Raw genomic sequence first — 22,026 nt, 5'->3', positions numbered from 1 at the left:
GGGGTTGCGATGCAACCGTGGGGGTTCAGCCGCGGTTTTCGCAAATGTCCTTTCCTGATTCTCCCGTTCTCCGCTTTTTGAATCCGGCTATTTAACAGCCCGGTTCCCCACAGACCCTGCGCCGACATCAAACGCGATCCTCCGGTAGGTATCAGCCGGAAGCCGGACCAAGGGGTTCGGCGGCAAGTTGATCACCAGACAGCGGATGCGGCCGTGAGAACGGAGACCGTTGTGGGTGCCGGCGACATCGCTCTCGAGCGATATCGGACGGACTCCAACGGTTCCTGACCAAGGTCGTTCATCCCGCGGCATCCACAACGGTCCTTCCATCGGCCTTCTGCGAAGGAGGACCGGATGCAGGCTGAAACCAACATCCCCGACACGATTGAAGCGGTGACCGCCGAAGTCGTCTCAATCCTGGCCCAGGGCTACATGCGCTACCGGAAAGGCCGAAGACTTCCCTCTGATTCCCAAGATTCGGAGGGGAATGTGGTGCAAGTCCAAGAATCTGAGGCGTTTACGGAGAAACGCCTTGATGTTTCGGGCCACCGAAGCCTTCATTCATTCACGAGTTAACGCCCCGAGATTGTGGTGCGGGAGGACCGCACGCGACGGGTGAAACGTGAACCAAGGAGGTTTCGGATGGAAACAACCACATATCAAGAAATCCAGGGGCTCGCCCGGATGACGGTCGGCGAGCTTCGAGAGAAGTATCTCGATGTGTTCGGCGAGGAGACGCGATCCTACCACAAGGAGTTCCTGCGCAAACGCATCGCCTGGCGCATCCAGGTCCTGGCCGAAGGCGACCTTACCGAAAGGGCCCGTCGGCGCGCCGAGGAGCTGGCCGACGACGCAGATCTCAGAATCCGCACTCCCCGCGACCCGGTCAAGTCTGGCTCAGCGGAAGTGAGGACAAGGACCTCGATCAGCCACCTTCCCCCCTCGCGAGATCCGCGGCTGCCCCTTCCCGGCACGCTGCTCGCCAGGGATTTCAAGGGCCGCGACATCGTTGTCAAGGTCCTCGACAACGGGTTCGAGTTCGAGGGACGTCGATACAAATCCCTGTCCGCCATCGCCAAGGAAGTAACGGGCAGCAAATGGAACGGGTTCCTCTTCTTCGGATTGGCCGACGGCGGGACCGCGCAGAGCGGGAACCGAAAAACGAAAAGGAGGAACGAATGAACAGAACCAGTATCCAATCTCTATCATCCGCCCGGCAGCCGGTTCCAGAAGAGAACGGAGCCACCCGCTGCGCCATCTATACGCGAAAGTCCACCGACGAAGGGCTCGAGCAGGAGTTCAACAGCCTGGATGCCCAGCGGGAGTCAGCCGAGGCGTATATCGTGAGCCAGAGACACGAGGGTTGGTCCTGCCTGCCTGCGAGGTACGACGACGGCGGTTTCACCGGCGGCAATATGGAGCGCCCAGCCTTCAACGCCTGTTCGCCGATATCGAGGCCGGGGAGATCGACTGCGTCGTGGTCTACAAGGTGGATCGGCTCAGTCGTTCCCTCCTGGATTTCGCCCGCATGATGGAGCTGTTCGACAAGCATGCCGTGAGCTTCGTATCGGTCACGCAGCAGTTCAACACGACCAGCTCCATGGGGCGGCTCACCTTGAATATCCTGCTTTCGTTCGCCCAGTTCGAGCGCGAGATCATCTCGGAACGTACACGGGACAAGATGTCCGCAGCTCGCAGGAAAGGAAAGTGGATCGGCGGCCAACCGGTCCTGGGATACGACGTGGACCGGCAAGGCGGCAAGCTGGTGATCAATAAAGAGGAAGCCGCCCAGGTAAAGGCGATCTACCAGCTCTATCTCGAACACAAGGCCATGATCCCGGTGGTTGAGGAACTCGGACGGAGGGGGTGGCACGCCAAGCGATGGACCACCCTAAAAGGTAAAGAGCGTGGTGGAAAGCCCTTTAGCAAGAACAGCCTATTCCGGCTTCTGACAAACGTGACCTACACCGGCAAGGTCGCCTTTAGAGGAACCATCTATGACGGTGAACACGACGGGATCGTGGACATCGACCTCTGGCAACGGGTGCAGAATACCCTCCGGAGAAACGGCCAGACAGGCGGCAAGGCGGTGCGCAACAAGTACGGCGCGCTTTTGAAAGGGATTCTCTACTGTGCGCCCTGCGGCACCGGCATGATCCATACCTACACCAACAAGAACGGCAGGCTATACCGATATTACGTGTGCCTCAACGCCCAGCAGCGGGGGTGGTCGTCCTGCCCGAGCAAGTCGCTCAACGCCCAGGAGATCGAGAATGCGGTGGTTGAACACATCCGCGGCATCGGAAGCAACGAGACGATCATTGCGGCTACGGCGGCGAAAGTCAGAGAGGAAAGCGAAAAACGGTTGGCGGAACTGAATAAGGAGCGGCAGAGCCATGAACGGGTGCTCAAGCGGCTGCACACCAGGGTTCAGAAACTGATGAGTGAGTCCTTTTCCGTCGCCTCTGACCAGAAATTGGCGATTGATCAGCTGGCCGACCTTCAGGACCAGATCGGGTCCCTGGATCAACGGATGACCGCCATCCGTGAAGAGGTCATTTCCATCCAGAAAGAAGCCGTGGATGAAGGTGACCTGACCAGAGCCCTGACAGCTTTCGCCCCGGTGTGGGAATCGCTCTCCCCCCGAGAACAGTCCCGGATCGTTCGGTTGCTCGTCGAACGCGTCGGCTATGACGGACGGGACGGCAAGGTGACGGTCACGTTCCGGTCACCGGGGATCAAAGCGCTGTGCAGCGAGGCCGCCGTCAGAGATGCAGAGGGAACGGCATGAAACATCACAGACCGGACGCTTCGGGAATTGGACTAAGCCGGTTGGAGGTATCCTTCACCTTCCAGCCCAAGAACAGCCGGAAAAACGGCAATGCCCAATCACGCAACGACCGAAACATCGAACCGGGAAACGTGCCCCGCATCTCGCGCCTGATGGCTCTGGCGATCCGCTACGACGGGCTGGTGGGCAACGGTGAAGTGCGTGATTATGCGGATCTGGCCCGCCTCGGTTACGTGACGCGGGCCAGAATCACGCAGATCATGAACCTGCTCAACCTGGCCCCCGACATTCAGGAAGCCCTCCTGTTTCTGCCCCGCACGGTCAAAGGCCGTGATCCGATCCGTGAGAAGGATGTCCGCCCCATCGCCGCCGTCGCCCACTGGCACCGTCAGCGCAAGATGTGGGCGAAGCTGGTGCGAGAGCGCTTGGGAAAATAGAACAGCCTTCTCTTTCTCTCATCATACCACCTTCTGGGCCCACACTCATCTTTTCTATTGACCTGACGCCTATCAGGTCATAGAATATAAAACTTATAGGTTGGCCGCGGTTCGTCTCGACTGAACCTGCGGCTTCTGTCGTTAGTGCCCAGGCCTCATAATAGGTTTAGGAGATCATGGTCGAAGAGCAGCGAAGAAGACCTCATGTTCACAAGTTAACCGAACCAAAGCGGTGGACAATGGCGCGGTTTTTTGCTTTATGGATAACTATCTGAATATTTGGTTATATTTGAATGTATCATAGGATTGGAGCATAAATGGGTATAGCAACCGATATAATCCTCCTCGTTGTGGCCGCATTTTTCTGTGGGCTGCTGCTGCAGCGGCTGGGACAACCCCTCATCCTGGGATATATCGTTGCGGGAATTGTTCTTGGACGCATACGGTGGCCTTGGCAGTCTCAGACATACATGAGATCGAATTGCTTGCCGAGATCGGTATTGCATTACTACTGTTTGCCCTCGGACTCGAATTTTCTCTCAAGGATCTTAAACCTGTCAAAATGGTTGCGCTGGTGGGGACACCGATCCAAATGGCCCTCACCGTGGGGCTCGGTTTTGGTATCGGCCACCTGATGGGATTGGATTGGAAATCGTCGCTTTGGCTCGGTGCGCTGATTTCGCTTTCAAGTACGATGGTAATTTTAAAAACGTTGATGAATCAAGGCTGGCTGGGAACCCTCTCCAGCAAGGTAATGATCGGGATGCTCATCGTTCAGGATCTGGCTGTGATCCCGATGATGATTATCCTTCCTCAACTGAATAATCCGGTCGTGGGTTTACCGGCGCTTGGCTTTGCGGCCCTCAAGGCCGCGGGGTTCATTACAGGAATGGTTTTGCTTGGAACGCGATTGCTTCCACGGCTGATGTCGCATATCGCCAGACTCGGCTCAAGGGAGCTTTTCCTTTTGGCGATTACCGCCATCGGACTTGGGGTGGGCTACATTACCCACCTGGCGGGACTTTCCTTCGCCTTTGGTGCGTTTGTCGCCGGAATGGTCTTGAGCGAGTCGGACTACGGCCACCAGGCTTTGAGCGATATCATTCCACTGCGAGATCTTTTCGGGCTACTGTTTTTTTCATCGGTCGGGATGCTTTTCGATCCGGGGTTTTTATTCGGCCATGTTCGGGAAGTCATCGTGTTGGTAATAACCGTATGTATTGGCAAAGGGCTAATATTTGCTGGTGTATCACGTGTTTTCAATTACCGTAATGTTATCCCATTGGCTGTTGGACTGGGACTATTTCAAATTGGCGAGTTTTCCTTTGTTCTGGCCAGAGTTGGGCTGTCTACGGGTTCTATCAGCAACGATCTTTACTCTTTAGTCTTAACCGCAACTATTCTTTCCATGGTGCTCACGCCACTGATTTCAGGCCAGACGACCAAAATCTACGCGCTTAAAAAGCGTTGGTTTCGTCATGAGAGACTGGAAACTTCAAACATTCCTGACCACGGATATAAAGGGCATGTTGTTATTGCAGGTGGCGGACGTGTAGGTTTTCAGATAGCGCAGATTTTAAAGCGTCTGAATATGCAATTTGTCATTATCGAGCTTGATTATAGGCGGTTTGAACAAGCCAAGGGGACCGGCATGTCAGTGATTTATGGCGATGCCAGTCAGGAAATCGTTCTTGAAGCAGCAGGAATTAAAAATGCAACCCTTCTCATTTTGACTATGCCCGACCTTGTAGCGACCAGATCAACAATCTTTCATTCGAAACGCTTAAACAGGCGTCTTAAAATTGTGGCACGAACCGCCGGCCCGGATTATTTCGAAGTGATGAAAGAACTTGGGGTCTCAGAAGTTGTTCTTCCAGAGTTCGAGGCGAGCCTTGAAATGACGCGCCAGTCTCTTCTCCACCTAAACATTCCGCCAACGGAGGTTCAACGTCACACCGATACCATTCGGCAGGAACTTTATGCGGTGTTGTTTAATTCGAATGACAGCTACCGCGTGCTTTCTCAACTTCGAGGAGCCGAACAGCAGTTTGATTTGCAATGGATTCGGTTATCCCAGGAAAGTCCTATGGCGAATCGGTCCATTGGTGAAAGCGAAATACGCAAAACAACTGGTGCCTCTGTCGTCGGTGTTGTTCGGAATGGGCAGCTGAAGCCCAATCCTGATGCCGATTTTGTTTTAATGTCGGAGGATTTGGTTGCGATCATTGGAAACGAGGGGAATCGGGAGGCTTTTTGTCATATGGCAACATCGCCAACGTGAAACGAAAAAGATGGAAGTATTTTGCCATAAAAAACGTGGCGATAGCTTTCGTAAGGCATGATTGAAATGGTAGGCGGTGTCTCAATTGATAGAGATAGAATTTTTATAAGAGGATCGGAAGTAATGAGTAATACTAGAAAAGGTAGACAGCCCGTTCAAGAGATAACCGCGCCCCAGCTTCGCACATTGCAAGAGATCCGATTTTTCACGGTCGAGCATGGGTTCCCTCCGACGATCAAAGAACTTTCTGGCGCGCTTGGGATATCTCACGCCAGCGTGCACGAGCAAATCAATCAACTCGTTCGCAAAGGGTACCTAAAACGTGAACCCAGAAAAGCACGTGGTATCGTGATAATCAAAGAGCCGAATGATACGCAACCATAAAAATGTAAAACTGCATGTTAATGCAGCTCGATTGATCGGAGGTTTTATGAGTTACAAACAATTATCAGCCATTATTTTCGTATTCTTATCCATATCCATTTTATCGTATCAGCCATCTTATGCGGGTGAACATTTCGGACTGTCTGGCGGACAAAATATTTATGTTCCAGCGTATTCACACATCTACAGTGGAAACAGGGAAAGGCCGTTCTTATTGACAGTAACCTTGAGCATCAGAAATATAGATCCAAAACACTCGATCAAAATTATCGTAGTGGATTACTATGAAACCCAAGGGCAACTATTAAAGAAATACATTAAAACGCCGGTGATTCTAAAGCCGTTAGAATCATTGCGCTACGTAATACCGGAAAGAGATGAGAGTGGAGGATCTGGTGCAAACTTTATGGTCGAATGGAAGGCTGACAAACCTGTTAATCCGCCGATTGTTGAATCAATAATGATTGGCACACAAACACAACAAGGTGTTTCTTTTACATCGCGGGGTCGCGTGATCATCCCTGAGTAATCAGGTTCGCAAAACGAAAGTGCATTAGCATGGCAGGAGAGAAAAGAAGGAAGAAAGAGTGAATCCGATATTTATTTCAACAATTCTGGGGAGAATCTTAGGCCTCAAACGAGATTGTCCGAAATGCAAACGACCGCAGGTTGTTTCATCTGACAAGAAAAACAAGACTGTCCGATGTAAATTTTGTGGAGCGGAGGTTCCACCTAAGAGGCCATCAAGATGACTACAGACAATTGGTTTTAAGGTAAACGAGCCATTTCAAACACGAAGGAATATCTAACGTTTTGCCGCCAAGCAAAAGGAGCTCAATAATCAACAAAATGTATAGGTTATTTTAGAAGTTAAGGAGGAACACACAAATGGCAACGTACAACCTCAGGCGATTCGCCCACGCCGACGGCCTCAAGGCTATCGCGCGTAAGCACCTACTGGCTCTCTTGAAGCCCCATAAATCCTATTTCGACAGCCGAGGGTTGACGCTGCCACCGCCATCCGCATCCGACGGTCTGGATTACGATCAGCTTGTCAACGTGCTCATGAATCCGGGCGCGGATACGCCGAAATCATTGCTCGACGCGCTCTTCTTCGTACACGAGATGGCCACGCCCGAGTGTATGGACACTCTTCTCCAGGAGGCGGAGACCAACGGCATCTCCCTTGACGGAAAGCCCGATCCCACGGCTGCGGACGTGGCCGTTCAGGTCTATCTTCAGGACAAGGACCTCCTGGAGCGTAAGCACGCGGAACAGTATCTCACCAGGCCCCGCTCCTTCGAGTATTTCCAGACGGAGATACGCCCGATTCCGAAATTCAAGCGGCCGACTTCGAAAACCTTGGCCGCGCTCGAAAAGAGCCTGGACGACTGGTACGAAAAGAAGAAGCGCGACCGGGGCTCAAAGGTCTTCGTCTATCCCAAGAAAGACTCCGTCTGGTTCCTGGTACGCCATGGCGATCCAATGAGGCGGGAGGGCAGCCTTGTCAGCGGTCAACCATCGAGCGTCTTTTACCGTCCCGAAAAATACGACGTGTTGGTGTATGAGCCAGCCATCGGCGAATTCCGGATGAATGCCTGCAACAAGGGTGAAAAGGATACCTTCCGTAAGGAGTTCGGTCGCCATCTTTTCAACGACGAGGATTTCTTTCCCGGAACCGGCAAGTACACACTCGAACCCTTGCGGACTGATGGAGAGGCATCCATCGTTTGCACGGACATCGACGGCATGGAGTGGGTCCGGCTCAAAGAGATTCAATACTTCTGGGGCGGTGCGGAAAAGGAAATCGAGATTCGGAAAGCCAACGATATCTTCGCCGCATACTCCGGGAGCGGACGCGCCATGCCCAAAAAGGCGCGGATCATCCGGGCGAGCTTCCAAGTGAAATTCACCGATTCCAAGACCGCTCGCACCGTCACGATCAGGCCTTCGAACATCGCTCAGTACACCAGGGACAGCGATGCATCCGTGGTCGAAGATTGGCTCACCAGACGCGGATTCATCATTGCCGACCAGGAAGATGAGAGTGAGTAATACCAAGAATCCATGGCCGGCGCTCGAAGCCGTCCCCGGATTGGCCGCCGTGGAAGCAGAATGGCGGGCGAAATTCGGAGACGGGTATGAATCCGCCAAGGGATTTCTTCGACCGAACGGCAAACTGGCATCATCACATCCCTGCACGGTTCAACGCGGCTGCGGTTGCGAGCACGATGTGGTCATACATGACCCGGAGGACATAGTCGCGGTCTGCAGGTGCGGGCGTGGATGCGACACCTTTCCTTTGAAGCGGTCCGACATCGTGGTCTATGAATTGGACCGTGCGGCCTTGGATGGAGCGATAGTCGAGACTTTCAAGCTGATCAAAGAACCGGATTCCCGGACCGATCTCCATGGAACGACACGTATCGGCGTCTACTCCCCATACGCCGGATTTCGATTCCCCGTTTACCTGACTATCCAACTGGAGCCTGCAGATCTCGGTGGCGTCGTCGATGCTGACGGGAAGGGTCGATATCCCGTTCATCCTTCTGGCCCCTTCACGCGATCTTTGTACTGCACAAACGGAGAAGCTCCTGGCGGATAGAAACTCGGCGTTCATCCCATTATCGGAGAACGTAGGGTTCACCGGCAATCGCAAGCTTCGCCTCCTTCGTTCCCTGGATGACATCCTGTCACCGTTCCGAACGGCCAACCTCCCGTCTCCCAAAGACAATGGAGGCATAGTGTTTTTCCCGACTCCTCCGATGCAACGTGGGGGAACGTCTCGATAAGATTCAAGGACGGCCATACCGTTTCGATCAAGGTGAAGTCGGCCGGTGGTGTGTTCAATTACACGCAGATGGGTATGGCCAACAAGAAGAACGGTGATCCAACCGTCCAGTGGGAACTGCTCCGCACCTTTTCCGACGAGCACGGCGTGTTGGACTGGAGCAGCAACAAAGCCGACCGGCGGAACCAGAAACGCCGGGAAATCCTCGCTACAAACCTGCGTGACTTTTTCCGCATCGAAGGCGACCCCTTCCGCCTGACAGATGACGGAAAAGGTTGGCAGGCACTCTTCCTTATTTCCCCCGACGAATAGCCATCCGTCCTCGCCAGCGAATTTCGCTGGGCCATCGGAAAAAAAATCAAAAAAAGTTTCCGCGTCTTAGTCTGCACATCAGCCTGAAATATCAGGATATTCCCACCTTTCCGCATCCGCGCACCGGGGCTTCCGGCTCCATTCATCGAAATTTCGCCAATGAGGGGTGACAGGTCCGGCGAGACCTTCACCCCAGCAAGAAACGCCCGGGTTATCCGGGTAACGCCCCCTGGGAGGACCCTTCGCCGGACCTGCCTTCCAGGGGGTTTTTCGTTGATGCGCCCGAAGGCGCGGAAGGAGGTCCGGTATGACGGATGTAGTGACAAAGGCGGCCCTGACTCCTGCCAGGAAACGCCTGATCGAGTTGATGCAGGAGATCAACTACGGGCGGATCGAAAGCCTTGAGGTGCGCAACGGCGAACCTGTTTTCGACCCGCCGCCCACCGTGCTGCGGCTGTTTCTGTTCGGCAAGGACAACGGGCCGAATGTCTCCCGTAGCAATGACGGCTTCGCTCTCAAAAAGAAGGTGGCGGAGTTGTTCGAGGTCTTCGACCGGGAGCGTTCGCTCTCGATCCAGGAACTCATGATCGACAACGGATTGCCCGTCCGCATGACCGTCGCGGACGCGCTCCGGGCCTGAATCCGGCCCGGCAGATAGAGCACGGTCCAACACCAGACAACTGACTGGCCGCAGAGCGGAGGTCGTTGTGGGTGTCGCCGAAACCGGCGTACTCGCAACACCTCCGCTCAGTTCGTTTAGAGCGGCCGTACCGGCACAGGTCGACACCCACACGAGCTCCTCCTCGGCCCCGAGGAGGCTCAAATGGGTTTCAACAATCACTACGAAGGAATCGACGAGTATGCCGTTCAACTCATCAAGTACAAGGCGAGGCAATTGGTCGGACGGGTCGGATTCACGGAATCGGACCGCGACGATCTGGAGCAGGAGTTGATGCTCGACCTGCTTCGCCGACTGCCCAAATTCAATCCCGACCGCGCCCAGCGCAACACGTTCATCGCCCGGGTGGTCGAGCACAAGATCGCCACCATCATCGAATCGCAGAAGGCCGGCATGCGGGACTACCGCCTCTGCCGATGTTCCCTGAACGACCGGTTCGAGGACGAAGAAGGCGGCTCCATCGAACGGATGGAGACCATCGATCAAGAGGAATACCTGCGACGCACCGGAAAGCTGTCGCGCCCGGCGGACGAGCTGCGTGCGCTCACCATCGATGTCCACAAGGCTGTGGAGCAGCTCCCACCCGAGCTGCGCAGCCTGTGCCAGCGTCTCGAAACGGAAACCGTCACCGAGATCTCCCGCGACACCGGCATTCCGCGGGGCACGATCTACGAATCCATCAAAAAGCTGCGCGCGATCTTCGAGGACGCCGGACTGAGGGACTACCTCTGACCGCCCGACGGTCCGGGGTCGCTTCCGGTAGGTATTGACCGGGTCGGATGCCGGCAAGGCGTTCGAGAAGCCCCAACGACATCCGGCCCGGGCGCGCCCTCCAAACGGATCGCAAAGAACGGAGGCAAGACAATGAACCGTGAAATCTACAGATACAACTTTAATACCAAGGTCCCGTTCCGGGACGTCGAGGAGTCTTTGCTCCTTGCCGTTCTCGCCGCCGAAAGCCTGCACGGCCGCGCCCTGATACGGCTCGATGCGTCTTTCTGTCTGGACTCGAAAAAGCGTTCCTGCGTGGTGGATGCGGCGACCGATGTCGGCCGCGCCATCGCCAGGATTTTCACCGGGTTCCTTTCCCGCGAGTTCGGCGAAGAGGCGTTCAAGGTCGAACGGGTGGGAGACGCGCATCCAGCCTCTCCGGAGCTGAAAGCTACGGGGGCCGCGTGATGGGTGCGAATACGACCACCACCTATTCGATGTGGAGCCTGTTCCGCAACTGCCGCAAGGCGTGCGAATGGCGGTACATCCACGAGTTGGTCCCCCTGGAGCAGGATCACAACCTGGCGTTCGGGACGGTGATCCATCAATGCCTGGAGGTCTGGCACGGCACCGGAAATCTGGAAGCGGTCCTCGACCATATCGACCGGACCTACCCGAATCGGAACCAGGACGAGGCCCAAAAACGCGATTGGCACCTGGCTGTTGCCATGATGAAGGGCTATGCGTCGTGCTATCCGACCGAGGAGTTCGAAGCTGTATCCCTCGAGAGAACCTTCGACGGGAAGATCATCAACCCGGCCACGGGGGCATCATCGAGGAGCTTCGTGCTGGCCGGTCGCGTGGACGGAATCGTCCGCACCGGTGACGAGCATTACCTGCTCGAACATAAGACAGCCTCTCAGGTGGACGCCGATTATCTGGAGCGGTTGTGGACCGACTTCCAGATCGTTCTGTACTCCCGTTACGTCGAGCAGACACTCGGCATCCGCATCGCAGGGGTGCTCTACAACATCCTGGTCAAAGCGCGCCTTCAACAAGGCCGCGGCGAGACCGAAGCCGAATACCAAGCCCGCCGTGCGGCACTGATCGCGAAATCAAAGACCGGGAAGACCAGCGCCAAACGCAAACTCCCGGAAAGCGATGACGCATTTCAGGAACGACTGGCCGCCAAGTACGCCGAGCCGGGCATGTTCCACCGGGAGATGCTCTACCTCTCGCGCGACCGCTTCGAGACGCTGCAGGCCGAGCTGTGGGAGCTGACCCAGGCGTTCCTCGACGCCCGACGGCGCGGCGTCTTCTACCAGAACACCGCCTTCTGTTTCCACTATCGGCGACCCTGCGCGTATTTCCCGCTCTGCCGTTCCGACGGCAGTCCCAACGTCATCGACAACCTTTACCGCAAAGTCCCCCCGCATGAAGAGCTGCGGGACGAAGCCTCGGTAAATGAGGCTCCGGCATTTTGAGGACAAGAAAAGGAGAAGACACATGCTACCGACCAAGACAACACCGCAGAAACAAAACCTGGCCGATCTGACCGTGCTCGTGTACGGGCGCAGCAAGATCGGCAAATCAACCTGGTGCTCGCATTCCGACGGGGCCCTGTTCCTGGCCACCGAGCCGGGGCTGAACGCCTTGGATGTATATCAGGTCCCCATCCGATCATGGGACGAACTGCTCGCCTCATGCGGAGAGATCGCTGAAGGCAAGCATCCGTTCAAGACCGTCATCATCGACACGGTCGATAACGCCTACCGGATGTGCAGCGACTATATCTGCACCAAGTTCAAGATCGAGCACGAGTCCGACCTCGGCTACGGAAAAGGCTGGGCTCTGATCAACAACGAGTTCCATCGCGTCCTGACCAAGATGGCCTTTATGCCATACGGCCTCTTTCTGGTCTCCCATTCGGTGGAAAAAGAGATCGAGACCCGCACCGGAAAATACACCCGCATCGTCCCGACCCTGCCTGACAAAGCCCGCAAGATCGTGGTGGGCATGGTCGACCTCATCCTCTACTGCGACCTCGAGGCGGTGACCGACGAGGAGGGGAAGACTTCCTATCGCCGCGTCATGCGCACCAAGCCGAGTCCGCACTACGAGGCGGGTGATCGGACGGGACGCCTGCCCGAAACCATCGATCTCGATTTTTCCAAGTTCACTGAAGTGTTCAACAGGCCGGCGGCCGCGCCCAAGGCGGGTGCCTCGCGGCCGACCTCGGCACCGGGGGATACGCGGGACAAGAAGCCCGTTCCCGCCGGTAAATAACCCATAGATGGAGGATACAACCATGCAGAACGAAGATTACGGACACAACGACCAGCCTTTCGGCTCGGAGGACCTCGACCTTGCGCAGTTCGACGACGATTTCGCGCAGGCTGAAGTCGAAGATCGGGAATTCGAACCGATCCACGACGGCAAATACCAGGTGAACGTCGAGCGGGTGGAACTGACCCGGGCGCAGACATCGGGCAATCCCATGCTCAAATGGACGCTTCGAGTGATCGCGCCGCGGTTCCAGGGAAGGCTCCTCTGGCGCAACAACGTGATGGCCACCCGCGAGAACATCAAGTGGCTTAAAACGGACCTGCATACCTGCGGGCTCGATCTCGATAAGCTCTCCGAGCTTCCCAACAACCTGGACAAACTGCTCAACGTCAAGATCGAGGTGACCAAGCGCACCCGGGGCGAAAACGAAAACGTCTATTTCAACCGGCGCATCGTGCTCGAAGACGGCGGGGACGAATACGATACGGCGGCCAAAGGTGCCCTCGCGCCGTTCTGACGAGGACCGGATCACCGTCGTCGTCGACACGCGGGAACAGGAGCCTACACCTTCGATCCCCGATCCGTGGCGGTCATCCGCCGGGCACTCCCCGCCGGGGACTATTCCATCGAAGGGCACGAGGACTCGGTGGCGGTGGAGCGCAAGACCCTCGAGGACTTCGTTTCCACCGTCATCCGTTCCCGGAAACGGTTCAAGAGGGAGCTTCAGCGCCTTTCCGGATATGCAGCCGCTTGTGTCGTGGTTGAGGCCGACCTCAGCGATATCCTCGGTGGACGCTACCGCTCAGGTGCGAATCCCAACGCCGTTCTCGGGACCGTTCTTTCCATCGTCGTCGACTTCGACATTCCGGTCTTCTTCTGCTCGGACCGGCAGGCCGCCTGCCGCTTCGTCGAGGGCTATTTGCTCAGATTTCACCGGAAGGGACCGACACGATGGGAAAACGAACCAAAGACAACACCATAACCGTCCGCGGGCGGATCGACGCCGTCTTCTACGCTGGACCGCGTTTCTCCGCGGGCCGCCTGGAAACGCAATCCGGTGATGAAATCCAGTTCGCCGGCAGATTCTATGCGCGCGAGCAGGACCACGTCGTACTCCACGGCCGTTGGATTACACACTCCAAGTACGGGCGTCAGTTCGAGGTGGACATTATGGAATATGACCTTGAGCTGGATACCGACGGTCTGGCCAACTACCTGGCCAATCACCCGGATATAAAAGGTATAGGACCGGCAAAAGCCCGCCTGATCGCCCAGCGTTTCGGCCGCGACTTCGACCGCGCCATCAGCGAGGAGCCGGAGGCCGTTGCGCAGGCGGCGGGGCTTCGCATCGAGGCGATCCATAGGTTGCGCACGGAATGGCGGAAGACCAGGCAGACCAACAAGGCAATCACTTGGCTGGCCGCTTACGGGCTGACCCATTACCAAGTGACATCTCTGGTCAAGAAGTTCGGCAATGACGTACTGGGATTGCTCAAGGCCGACCCCTACATCATCGTCCGCGAGGTGCGCGGGTTCGGATTCAAACGCGTCGACAAGATCGCCCGCAAGATGGGTACGGACAAGGACGATCCGGCCCGCATCCGCGCCGGCATCACCCATTGCGTGTCGACGGCGCTGGAGCAAGGCGATTGCTGGATCGAGTATGAAGAGCTGATCGATCAGGCCAACATGCTTCTGGTCATGGATGTCCTCGACAGCCGCGACCGCATCGAAAAGACGCTGAGCACGCTGATCGATGAAGGCGCGCTTTCCTGTGCCGCTCACGGCGGCAGATTCCTGGTCGCACGACCGGACATCCGCAAGATGGAGGATGACCTGGCCGGGACGCTTCGAAAAGGGGGAGTCGCCAATCCGCACATTCCTGAACGGTGCGATCTGCCCGGCCTGGTGGACAGGATCGTCCCCACTCTCAACGAGGGGCAACGCATCGCCGTCCTGGCGGCGATTTCCAAATCTATCACCCTCATCACCGGCGGTGCGGGCAGTGGAAAAACATTCACCGTCTCGGCGATCACGGATATTTATGACGAACTCGACCTTCATGTGACCCTCACCGCGCCCACCGGCAAGGCCGCCAAACGGCTCGAAGAGGTCGTGAACCGCGGTGCCAGCACAATTCACCGACTGCTTGGTTTCAACGGTCAAGATTTCGCCCGCGGGCCTGAAGACCCCCTCGATACCGACGTGGTTGTTGTCGACGAAGTCTCGATGGTGGACATTCCGCTGGCCTGGCAGCTGTTCCGGTGCATCGACCTGGCTCGGACCGCCGTGGTGCTGGTGGGCGACCACAATCAGCTGCCGCCCGTAGGTCCGGGCAACCTGCTGCGCGATCTGGTCCAGACGCGTGCGGTTCCGACGGTGGTTCTGGACAAGGTGGTCCGGCAGGCGGCGTTCTCAAGGAGAACAGCACCGCCGTGCTGCGGGGCGAGGTGCACAAAACCAGCGAAGCCGAAGCCTCGGGTCGACGGCCGTGGTACTTGGTCGACCAGTTCACCGACCAGTGGGATGCGCAACGGTTTCTTCTCGAAATGTTCGAGAACGTCTTGCACGAGCGCCTTGCTTCGACCTCGTGAACGACGTCCAGGTCCTGACGCCGACACATAAAGGGCCGCTGGCACGCGCGATCTGAACCGCGAGTTGCAGCGGCTGATCCAACAGAAGCTGTGGGGAGTGGAGGTCCCGGTTATCCCGGCCGGGCGCAAACCCAAGCTCTTTCCACGCGACAAGGTCATCCAGACCCGGAACAACTACGAACTCGGCGTGATGAACGGCGCTGTGGGCGTTGTCACCAATGTCGCGCGGGACGGCTCGCTCATTATCGAGTTCGACGGAATGCCGGTGGAGATCGAATCCGGTTCCCCGAACCTCTACGATATTCAACTCGCTTACGCTCTCACCATTCACAAGACCCAGGGATCGGAGTTCCCCTGCGCCGTAGTCATCGTGCACAAATCCCATGCGTTCATGCACCACCGCAATCTCTTCTACACGGGGGTCACCCGGGCCAAGGAAGCGGCTGTGGTCATCGGAGACCGTTGGGGAATCAGCAACTGTGCCAGGAAACGCCACGTCGACCAGAGGAAGACGTTTCTTTCCCTCCTCCTGGCCGAGAAGACCGACGCCGGGACGGCATAGAAAGAATCCGTGTAGGAGCCAGGCGCGACATGACGAATGCGGCGATGGACAATGTCAAGGAATACTATCGGTTGATAACCGATCTGGATATCGGTTCTGTCGCCCGTGAACTGCTCGGCTCCCACATTCAACATGAGTCGGTCCGCCTTCTCCAATGCGATTGCCCCAGGCACAAGAGTCAATCGCACCGGTCGCTTCACATCATGCTCGACAAGCAGGGCTGGTACTGCTTCGGTTGCGGGTTGGGCGGCGATGTTCTTCAGCTCGTCGAATTCATTCAATCCGGTGAGGTGACAACTGGTCGGTCCGGCCCCATGCCGGAAAGCCACCAACGGGCTCGTGACTTCCTGGCCACGAAAGCGAACCTGCCCCCGCTCGCCAAGTACGGGCTGTCACCGGAACGGATGCAGGAGACGGAAGCGGCGCGGGTGCTGGAACTCCGCGCCCAAGAAGCGTTGACCGCGCTGGCGTCGTACTATCATCAACGGCTCAAAGACTCGCCGGAAGTGTTGGACTGGCTGCGGTCGAATTATCGACTATCGGATGAAACCATCGATTCACTCACCATCGGGTACGCCGCCAACGAACCGACAAAGGGCGGCTCCGGCGGGGAACATCCCGGCGTCATCTCGGCGCTGACCAACGGCGACAAGGCCTTCAGCCCGCGTGAACTCGCCGCGGCGGGGGCATTCCGGCCGACGAGTCAGGACGGTCTTTTCCCCTTCTTCGAAGGTCGGATCGTCTTTCCATACTGGAGCCATGGACGCGTCGTCTTCATGATCGGGCGCAAGACGCCCTGGACACCGGACAAACCTTGGGAACAGGGTAAATACAAAAAGCTGCCCGTTCATGACGACAGCTCGAACAAACACATCGCCCCCTGTATCAACAACAGTCACCTCTACAACGAAGACTGCCTGCTGGCAGGTCCTGAAAGGGTGATCATCACCGAGGGCGTCACCGATTGCATCTCGCTGATGGAACACGGTTTTCCTGCGGTCTCTCCGGTGACGGTCAGGATAAGGAGCTCCGACTGGGACCGTCTCCTGCCCAAGCTCCGCGGCGTGAAGACGGTGTATATCTGTCAGGACAATGAGGTTTCGCAGGCCGGACTCGACGGTGCCCTCAAGACCGCGAGTGTGTTGGCCGGGCACAGAATCCAGACGAAGCTCGTCGTCCTGCCGCTCGAGGACCGGCAAGAGGAGGCGCGACGTGAACTGCGGGAGCGGTTCGATCTTGATGCCGCGGTCGGGCGACGTGAGCTTGCCAAGCGGCTCGAAGGACGACCCCAGGAAGATGTCAAGGATGCGGAACGCCTCCTCGCCGCGGCCAAGATCGATGTCAACGACTACTTCGCCTTGGGACATACGGTGGAGGATTTCGAGCGGCTTCTCAGCGAGGCCTGCGCGCCGCTTGAATTCGGAATCTCCAGACTTCCGACCGATATCCCTGAAGATGAACGCAACCGGAAGCTCGAACCGATCCTGCGCGAGATAGCTTGGCTGTCCCCCCTGGAACAGAACCGATATCTGAAGCTGGTTCAGGAACGATTCGGAAAATCGAATCTCTCCTTGTCCACGCTGCGGGACCAGGTGCGCACCGTGCAGAAGGAGAGACGGTCTCAGGCCGGTCAAGAGAAGAAGCGCGAAAAACACCGCACCGGTGCACCTCCCGGTTCCTGCCGGGCCAGGATCGAGCAGGTGATGATCGAAACGGAGGAAGAGAACGGCTCACCGGACTTCGCGCGCATGGCCGAAGCCGCATTCGAATGGTTCGCCGCCAACGGAGCACGGTTTTTCCGCACGCCGCAAGGAGAGCCGTTCATGTTTTTCGAAGACACCATATTCTGGATGGACACGCCGGACCGCGGCCGCAAGAGGCTCTATTCCTCGACCATCTACAAGCACACGAACCTTGTACAGACAACCGGGGGTGGCCGCACCTTCTATGAAGTGCTGGCCAATCTCGCGGTCGAGCGCGGCCAGGTAAGGGATCACTTCTCTTGGCTCCACACCGACGTCGCACGCAACACCATCTATTTCAACCTCAATAACGACGATCATGAGATCGTCCGGATCACACCGGATGATATCGAGGTGCTCAAGAACGGCGGCAACGCGGACGGCGTCATCCTGGACGGCTCCCGGAAGATGGCTCCGATCCGCTTTTTGCCGGATGCCGACCCCGACGAGGCGGATCGCCTCCTGGTGGAGCTGGTCCTGGACAACATGACCTGCGCCCCGGGCGAAAGGTCATTGATCCTCTCTTGGCTGTCCTGCTTTCTGCTGATCGATTTCGCCGGCACCAGACCGATGACCCGGTTCGAGGGTCCAGCGGGATCGGGCAAGACCACCGCGAGCAAGCTGATCTCAGCGCTGCTCTACGGCGAGCCTCAGCAGAAGAAGAGCACCGACGCGGCCAACTACACCGACGGGTCGCAGAATCCGCTCATCGTCCTCGACAACATCGAGGTCAAACAGATGACCGAGGACCTGACCACCTTCATCCTGACCAGCATCACCGGCATCGCAAGGAGAAGCGCAAGAGCGGCACCGACACCGAGACGGTGATCGAGCGGACCAAGTGTCTGCTCAACACCACCGGCATCGAACCGCTTGGCGGCGAGTTGGCGGAGATATTGTCCCGTTCATTCATCATTCGTTTCGATATGGACGAGCAGGCCAGCGACTGTTTCCTCGAGGCGAAAATTCTGGCCTCCATCCGGGAGAACCGCGACCTCATCGTCTCCGCCTTGATGAAACGCACCTGCCAGGTATTGGCCATGCTCCGGGATGGAGCCCAGGAAAAGGTGATGCGCCTGCTCCATAAAACCTTGGGCAATCACGGCAAACGGCGCTGCAACGACTATCTGAGCCTCATGTACCTGATGATGCTCGCCGGCGAACCGTCGGAAGTGATCGACCGAGCCCTTGACGATCTCCACGCTGAGTTCCTGGACAGGATCGCGTCGCTGAACAGTGTCAGCATGGAGACGGCGCGGGAATCGAATCCCATCGCCACGGTCCTGGCCGCGCTCTTCAAGGCATATCGCCATGCCCTGGAAGCCGACCGGGAAAGCACGGCGCTCAACGTGACCAAGACGAACAAGGCGGCGTTCCTCGAACGTTATCAGCTCGACTTCTTGGATGAGGAGACCATCGAGGGAGCTTGGCGCGCGACCTTTTCATCGCCTTGAAGCGGCTGGCCAAGGACTTCGGGCTTTCATTCCACATGAACTCGGTTCAACAATTCGCCCAACGGTTCTCGAACGACCTGGAGACGATCCGGGACGTCGGGTTCGAGATAGCGATTCACCAGCACCGCTCCCGTATCCGCACTTACGACATCCGCTGCTGTATTCAGAGATGAATAGAAGAACGTCTAAGGACAAAATGTTGCCAATTTTCTGAAAGCTGAGGAATATCAGACATATTTTTGGGTAAATCATGCTCTGATCTGACTGGGCACTATTGGCAACAGCCCGCAGTCCAAATTGCTTCTGATTTTGGACTGGCCTAAAAGCAACTACTGGCACAAGAAGTAAACGCCCACGAACCAGGAGCCGTGGGCGTTCATCTATAGACAGATTATGGGGTTCTTGTTTCCTACAAAAAAGTACTGTAAACCAGAACCCCACAATCAGTTATTTTTGCCTCTAACAGTACCCGGCCCTGCCGGTAACAGTCGATGCAAATGTATTTTACAATTATACTGCCTGGCTGGACATGACCATGGCTTTTTCCTGGACTTCCTTGGCCACTTTTGTTCTGTCGTGTCCGTCACCAAGGCGCTGTCCAAGCAGCTTTCCTGCATCTGCCGCGGCTACCATCACATCTGTCTGCTTTTCAACGTTCGGAATGATATCATCCGTAAATTTTACTCCTGGGCCGTGGAGATAGGTTGGTATCCCTACCTCGCAGGTTTCCCCAAATCCGCAGCTATAACAGGAGGCAGCTCCTTGACCTTGAACCTTGGCCACAGTTTCAATAAAGTTATACATGAACATTTGTTCAATCTGATCTGCAGGGGCGTTTCCCTGAATCCCACCCACGCCAACGGCCACGGCGAGTTTCCCCCACATGGTATTGCCTGCCTGATGCCGGAACTGAAACCAACGCTCAAAAAAAGCGTGGGTCAGAGCGTTCAGGGTGTTAAAATAATTGGGTCCTCCTATCACAAGGGCGTCCGCCTCCACAAGTTTCTCCCGCAGGTTCTAAATCGTCCTTTACCTTACATATATTATCCTTGGCACATCCGAGGCAGGCAATGCAGCCTGAAATCTGCTTCCCCCTTAAAGAGACAATCTCATACTCACACCCGGTGTTCTCCACAACTGTTTTCACAAGCTTGTAAGTCCCTGATGTGACTTCTTTTCTGGGGCTTCCAGAAATACCCAATACTTTCATTGCTTAATTCTCCTCTGATTTTGGTTCTGCGATTTTTTAGCATATTACTTAAGATGGTTCGAAGCCTGCTCCTGCAATTCGACTCCGATGGTCCCGTCCCAATTTTGATATTTTTTCATATTGTATCTTCGTGAAATCCTGTTTCGATCTTCATCCGGCAATGAGGTAATGTACCCTTTCCAACCGGGACACCAGTTTATGTGCCACCTCCACAAACGACCTATAATTGATCTTGGATTCTGGTCGTACCGTGCTCTTAAATTACAGTTTTCTCAATTGTGTTTTGCCATTTCTATTTCTCCATATTTGCATTGGGTTTAAATTCAGCCCAAAACTTCTTTTGCATACGCTTTGGCGTTTGCGACATCTTCTTCGTTAGGGTGCCCGGTCATCGCTTTAACCATACCTGCCCACTGTTCATCATCCATATTCAGTTTCTTCTGCACCGGACCATGCATAGCTTCAGCCAAAAAACCTTGGCAGTCAAAACAGCCCTTGTATTCAATGCCTTTATCTTTGCATGCCGCTTTTATGGGCTCTGTAAAGGCTTCCATGTCCTGATCAGGATAGGCCGGGGCCATATGAGTTATGAAACCCGCCATTTTTTGACCGGAACTTGTCTTGAGAACACCTAAACATTCTTTTACGGGTGCTGCCAGGCTGCCGGAGTGCAGCGGTGAGCCGATAAAAATGACATCGTATTCAGCAACACCTTCGGGGGTAATATCTTCAAGCTTTTTCAATTCGGCTTCATTGGCCTGTGCCGCTTCCTCACAAATGGCTTTGGCTATCTTTTCTGTGTTTCCACTCTGGCTGAAATAAGTCACTAATACTTTCATGATGTAACCTCCTTATTTAAATGATCTTTTCAAGTGCTCTCAACAGATTTATCTGCAAGGGGTACTATTAACTAAAAACTCTGAATTTTCCTGAATCGATCAAATTTTTTATAATATAAGTAAACGAATCAGGAGAATGATGAGCCGGATATTGGCGATACATTGCAACTGTACGGTCGATTACAGCCAATTCCTTCAAATGGGCCAAAGCCTCAGATCTGCCTTTTGAAGCATATTCCTTTTTAACAAAAGTCATATCGATCAGGCCATTTTTCAAGCGTCCTCCGGCTTGTTTGTGACACCTGCAGGCATTGTTGGTATTGACCAGACCACAGTTTTTATGCATAAAATTCTGTAAACTTTTCCTGCCCCGGGAAAGGCGTTTGCGGAACAGTTCAGGAGTGATATCCAATATAAAAGCACCTTCTTTACTGGTTACCCCATATTGTTCACCGAGAATTACGGCTATTCGCACTTCCCTCGTCAGACAGATAAGGGCTCCCTGCATACAGCCGAGCCTGGTTTCTTCCAACAAGACATCCCGCTCCGGTCCTGAAACAGTCAAAGGTTCCTTATTTTCGATTCCGTCAGAGAGCGATTCTTCCAGAAGATCGAATGTCAAACCCATGCATTCGGACCTTTTTTTCCGTGCAGTCAGAAGGTGATTACAGGCGATTCTGTACACCCAGGAACTGAATGCACTTTCTTCACGAAAGTCACTCAAATGTGTTATCACCTTGATTAGGATCTCCTGCGTCTCATCTTCTGCATCTTCTTGGTGACCCAGCATCCGCAATGCCAAACCGTAAATTTTCTCTTGAATACCGCAGACAACCTCTTCGAGTGCCTGCAGATTCCCATTTTTTGCCTGCCTGACGTATTGTTCCAAATTTGAATTCATCTAAACAATCCTTCAATAAGTGTGTTTTACTATTTAGACTAATATATTCCAG

General features: G+C 55.5%; 24 protein-coding genes and 3 pseudogenes. 23 read left to right on the top strand and 4 right to left on the bottom strand.

All coding sequences use genetic code 11. The annotated features are described in order from the left end of the window. Positions 1 to 354: 354 nt before the first annotated feature. From JCM12296_RS14225 to JCM12296_RS14190, 9 genes are all read left to right on the top strand, one after another. Positions 355 to 576: a hypothetical protein gene (locus JCM12296_RS14225; RefSeq protein WP_054694212.1), complete on the top strand. Its 222-nt coding sequence runs from the start codon at positions 355 to 357 to the stop codon at positions 574 to 576. A gap of 66 nt (positions 577 to 642) precedes the next feature. Next, on the top strand, positions 643 to 1,182 hold the full coding sequence (locus JCM12296_RS14220; RefSeq protein ID WP_054694209.1) for a DUF2924 domain-containing protein: 540 nt from the start codon (positions 643 to 645) through the stop codon (positions 1,180 to 1,182). Further along, positions 1,179 to 1,532 carry a recombinase family protein gene (locus JCM12296_RS44505; protein WP_246804310.1) on the top strand — a complete coding sequence of 118 codons (354 nt, stop codon included), beginning with the start codon at positions 1,179 to 1,181 and terminating at the stop codon, positions 1,530 to 1,532. The genes JCM12296_RS14220 and JCM12296_RS44505 overlap by 4 nt, the downstream gene beginning before the upstream one ends. Further along, positions 1,478 to 2,791 (top strand): recombinase family protein, encoded by a 1,314-nt coding sequence (locus tag JCM12296_RS14215; RefSeq protein ID WP_246804309.1) that lies wholly within the window; start codon positions 1,478 to 1,480, stop codon positions 2,789 to 2,791. Before JCM12296_RS44505 ends, JCM12296_RS14215 begins: the two co-directional genes overlap by 55 nt. Beyond that, positions 2,788 to 3,228, top strand: a complete 441-nt coding sequence (locus tag JCM12296_RS14210) for a hypothetical protein (RefSeq protein WP_054694206.1) — start codon at positions 2,788 to 2,790, stop codon at positions 3,226 to 3,228. The genes JCM12296_RS14215 and JCM12296_RS14210 overlap by 4 nt, the downstream gene beginning before the upstream one ends. Positions 3,229 to 3,709: 481 nt before the next feature. After that, positions 3,710 to 5,509 (top strand): monovalent cation:proton antiporter family protein, encoded by a 1,800-nt coding sequence (locus JCM12296_RS47515; protein ID WP_281492016.1) that lies wholly within the window; start codon positions 3,710 to 3,712, stop codon positions 5,507 to 5,509. A 57-nt stretch (positions 5,510 to 5,566) separates the two neighbouring features. After that, positions 5,567 to 5,893: a LexA family protein gene (locus JCM12296_RS14200; RefSeq protein WP_306304026.1), complete on the top strand. Its 327-nt coding sequence runs from the start codon at positions 5,567 to 5,569 to the stop codon at positions 5,891 to 5,893. 46 nt (positions 5,894 to 5,939) lie between these two features. After that, a complete protein-coding gene (locus JCM12296_RS14195; RefSeq protein WP_054694250.1) occupies positions 5,940 to 6,422 on the top strand; it encodes a DUF3124 domain-containing protein in 483 nt (160 codons plus the stop codon). A 359-nt stretch (positions 6,423 to 6,781) separates the two neighbouring features. Beyond that, positions 6,782 to 7,948, top strand: coding sequence for a hypothetical protein (locus JCM12296_RS14190; protein WP_054694203.1), 1,167 nt, complete (start codon positions 6,782 to 6,784; stop codon positions 7,946 to 7,948). Positions 7,949 to 8,081: 133 nt separating this feature from the next. Here the strand turns inward: JCM12296_RS14190 and JCM12296_RS14185 are convergent, their stop codons facing one another. Beyond that, complete coding sequence (locus tag JCM12296_RS14185; protein ID WP_157067616.1) at positions 8,082 to 8,438, bottom strand: hypothetical protein; 357 nt, start codon at positions 8,436 to 8,438, stop codon at positions 8,082 to 8,084. Positions 8,439 to 8,759: 321 nt separating this feature from the next. Between JCM12296_RS14185 and JCM12296_RS14180 the strand changes: the two genes are divergently transcribed. The 14 genes and pseudogenes from JCM12296_RS14180 to JCM12296_RS41860 all read left to right on the top strand — a co-directional run bounded on the left by JCM12296_RS14180 (position 8,760) and on the right by JCM12296_RS41860 (position 19,197). Then, on the top strand, positions 8,760 to 8,996 hold the full coding sequence (locus JCM12296_RS14180; protein ID WP_157067615.1) for a hypothetical protein: 237 nt from the start codon (positions 8,760 to 8,762) through the stop codon (positions 8,994 to 8,996). Between the two features lie 307 nt (positions 8,997 to 9,303). After that, a complete protein-coding gene (locus tag JCM12296_RS14175; RefSeq protein WP_054694195.1) occupies positions 9,304 to 9,636 on the top strand; it encodes a hypothetical protein in 333 nt (110 codons plus the stop codon). A 183-nt stretch (positions 9,637 to 9,819) separates the two neighbouring features. Next, positions 9,820 to 10,407: a sigma-70 family RNA polymerase sigma factor gene (locus tag JCM12296_RS14170; protein WP_054694192.1), complete on the top strand. Its 588-nt coding sequence runs from the start codon at positions 9,820 to 9,822 to the stop codon at positions 10,405 to 10,407. A 132-nt stretch (positions 10,408 to 10,539) separates the two neighbouring features. After that, positions 10,540 to 10,854 (top strand): hypothetical protein, encoded by a 315-nt coding sequence (locus JCM12296_RS14165; protein WP_054694189.1) that lies wholly within the window; start codon positions 10,540 to 10,542, stop codon positions 10,852 to 10,854. Further along, positions 10,854 to 11,870, top strand: a complete 1,017-nt coding sequence (locus JCM12296_RS14160; RefSeq protein ID WP_054694185.1) for a PD-(D/E)XK nuclease family protein — start codon at positions 10,854 to 10,856, stop codon at positions 11,868 to 11,870. Before JCM12296_RS14165 ends, JCM12296_RS14160 begins: the two co-directional genes overlap by 1 nt. A gap of 22 nt (positions 11,871 to 11,892) precedes the next feature. Further along, on the top strand, positions 11,893 to 12,672 hold the full coding sequence (locus tag JCM12296_RS14155) for an ATP-binding protein (RefSeq protein WP_054694181.1): 780 nt from the start codon (positions 11,893 to 11,895) through the stop codon (positions 12,670 to 12,672). Positions 12,673 to 12,694: 22 nt separating this feature from the next. Continuing rightward, positions 12,695 to 13,189 (top strand): DUF669 domain-containing protein, encoded by a 495-nt coding sequence (locus tag JCM12296_RS14150; protein ID WP_054694178.1) that lies wholly within the window; start codon positions 12,695 to 12,697, stop codon positions 13,187 to 13,189. Between the two features lie 45 nt (positions 13,190 to 13,234). Then, positions 13,235 to 13,654: pseudogene (locus JCM12296_RS14145) on the top strand (ERCC4 domain-containing protein); the annotation flags it as partial. Further along, positions 13,624 to 13,836 (top strand): annotated as a pseudogene (locus JCM12296_RS50505) (YrrC family ATP-dependent DNA helicase); the annotation flags it as partial. The pseudogenes JCM12296_RS14145 and JCM12296_RS50505, both read left to right, overlap by 31 nt. Positions 13,837 to 13,842: 6 nt before the next feature. After that, complete coding sequence (locus tag JCM12296_RS14140; protein ID WP_246804306.1) at positions 13,843 to 15,297, top strand: AAA family ATPase; 1,455 nt, start codon at positions 13,843 to 13,845, stop codon at positions 15,295 to 15,297. Positions 15,298 to 15,330: 33 nt separating this feature from the next. After that, positions 15,331 to 15,828, top strand: coding sequence for an ATP-binding domain-containing protein (locus tag JCM12296_RS44490; protein WP_281492015.1), 498 nt, complete (start codon positions 15,331 to 15,333; stop codon positions 15,826 to 15,828). Positions 15,829 to 15,857: 29 nt separating this feature from the next. Further along, complete coding sequence (locus JCM12296_RS14135; protein WP_218188088.1) at positions 15,858 to 18,398, top strand: CHC2 zinc finger domain-containing protein; 2,541 nt, start codon at positions 15,858 to 15,860, stop codon at positions 18,396 to 18,398. Then, positions 18,395 to 19,024: a hypothetical protein gene (locus tag JCM12296_RS41865; protein WP_218188087.1), complete on the top strand. Its 630-nt coding sequence runs from the start codon at positions 18,395 to 18,397 to the stop codon at positions 19,022 to 19,024. Before JCM12296_RS14135 ends, JCM12296_RS41865 begins: the two co-directional genes overlap by 4 nt. Continuing rightward, a complete protein-coding gene (locus tag JCM12296_RS41860; RefSeq protein ID WP_218188086.1) occupies positions 18,997 to 19,197 on the top strand; it encodes a hypothetical protein in 201 nt (66 codons plus the stop codon). Before JCM12296_RS41865 ends, JCM12296_RS41860 begins: the two co-directional genes overlap by 28 nt. A 337-nt stretch (positions 19,198 to 19,534) precedes the next feature. On the opposite strand, the pseudogene JCM12296_RS14130 reads toward JCM12296_RS41860, so the two are convergent. From JCM12296_RS14130 to JCM12296_RS14120, 3 genes and pseudogenes are all read right to left on the bottom strand, one after another. Next, positions 19,535 to 20,234 (bottom strand): annotated as a pseudogene (locus JCM12296_RS14130) (flavodoxin family protein). A gap of 323 nt (positions 20,235 to 20,557) precedes the next feature. Continuing rightward, positions 20,558 to 21,073 (bottom strand): flavodoxin family protein, encoded by a 516-nt coding sequence (locus JCM12296_RS14125; RefSeq protein WP_054694175.1) that lies wholly within the window; start codon positions 21,071 to 21,073, stop codon positions 20,558 to 20,560. A 67-nt stretch (positions 21,074 to 21,140) separates the two neighbouring features. Continuing rightward, the gene (locus JCM12296_RS14120) at positions 21,141 to 21,974 is read right to left on the bottom strand and encodes an RNA polymerase sigma factor (protein ID WP_054694172.1); all 834 of its coding nucleotides are present in this window, start codon (positions 21,972 to 21,974) and stop codon (positions 21,141 to 21,143) included. Positions 21,975 to 22,026 lie beyond the last annotated feature (52 nt).

It is taken from the genome of Desulfosarcina cetonica JCM 12296 (assembly GCF_001311845.1).
Classification (GTDB): Bacteria; Desulfobacterota; Desulfobacteria; order Desulfobacterales; family Desulfosarcinaceae; genus Desulfosarcina; species Desulfosarcina cetonica.
Note: the sequence above shows the minus strand (reverse complement) of the source record. Positions and strands in the feature narration are given on the sequence as shown.

Bases quoted from the DNA above. Each gene is read 5' to 3' on its own strand.
- JCM12296_RS14165 (WP_054694189.1), top strand. From the start codon at position 10,540: ATGAACCGTGAAATCTACAGATACAACTTTAATACCAAGGTCCCGTTC.
- JCM12296_RS14220 (WP_054694209.1), top strand. From the start codon at position 643: ATGGAAACAACCACATATCAAGAAATCCAGGGGCTCGCCCGGATGACG.
- JCM12296_RS14180 (WP_157067615.1), top strand. From the start codon at position 8,760: ATGGCCAACAAGAAGAACGGTGATCCAACCGTCCAGTGGGAACTGCTC.
- JCM12296_RS14160 (WP_054694185.1), top strand. From the start codon at position 10,854: ATGGGTGCGAATACGACCACCACCTATTCGATGTGGAGCCTGTTCCGC.
- JCM12296_RS14125 (WP_054694175.1), bottom strand. From the start codon at position 21,073: ATGAAAGTATTAGTGACTTATTTCAGCCAGAGTGGAAACACAGAAAAG.
- JCM12296_RS14155 (WP_054694181.1), top strand. From the start codon at position 11,893: ATGCTACCGACCAAGACAACACCGCAGAAACAAAACCTGGCCGATCTG.
- JCM12296_RS14195 (WP_054694250.1), top strand. From the start codon at position 5,940: ATGAGTTACAAACAATTATCAGCCATTATTTTCGTATTCTTATCCATA.
- JCM12296_RS14120 (WP_054694172.1), bottom strand. From the start codon at position 21,974: ATGAATTCAAATTTGGAACAATACGTCAGGCAGGCAAAAAATGGGAAT.
- JCM12296_RS14140 (WP_246804306.1), top strand. From the start codon at position 13,843: ATGGAATATGACCTTGAGCTGGATACCGACGGTCTGGCCAACTACCTG.
- JCM12296_RS14170 (WP_054694192.1), top strand. From the start codon at position 9,820: ATGGGTTTCAACAATCACTACGAAGGAATCGACGAGTATGCCGTTCAA.
- JCM12296_RS14210 (WP_054694206.1), top strand. From the start codon at position 2,788: ATGAAACATCACAGACCGGACGCTTCGGGAATTGGACTAAGCCGGTTG.
- JCM12296_RS14175 (WP_054694195.1), top strand. From the start codon at position 9,304: ATGACGGATGTAGTGACAAAGGCGGCCCTGACTCCTGCCAGGAAACGC.
- JCM12296_RS14185 (WP_157067616.1), bottom strand. From the start codon at position 8,438: ATGAACGGGATATCGACCCTTCCCGTCAGCATCGACGACGCCACCGAG.
- JCM12296_RS14150 (WP_054694178.1), top strand. From the start codon at position 12,695: ATGCAGAACGAAGATTACGGACACAACGACCAGCCTTTCGGCTCGGAG.
- JCM12296_RS14225 (WP_054694212.1), top strand. From the start codon at position 355: ATGCAGGCTGAAACCAACATCCCCGACACGATTGAAGCGGTGACCGCC.
- JCM12296_RS14190 (WP_054694203.1), top strand. From the start codon at position 6,782: ATGGCAACGTACAACCTCAGGCGATTCGCCCACGCCGACGGCCTCAAG.
- JCM12296_RS44505 (WP_246804310.1), top strand. From the start codon at position 1,179: ATGAACAGAACCAGTATCCAATCTCTATCATCCGCCCGGCAGCCGGTT.
- JCM12296_RS14135 (WP_218188088.1), top strand. From the start codon at position 15,858: ATGACGAATGCGGCGATGGACAATGTCAAGGAATACTATCGGTTGATA.
- JCM12296_RS14200 (WP_306304026.1), top strand. From the start codon at position 5,567: ATGATTGAAATGGTAGGCGGTGTCTCAATTGATAGAGATAGAATTTTT.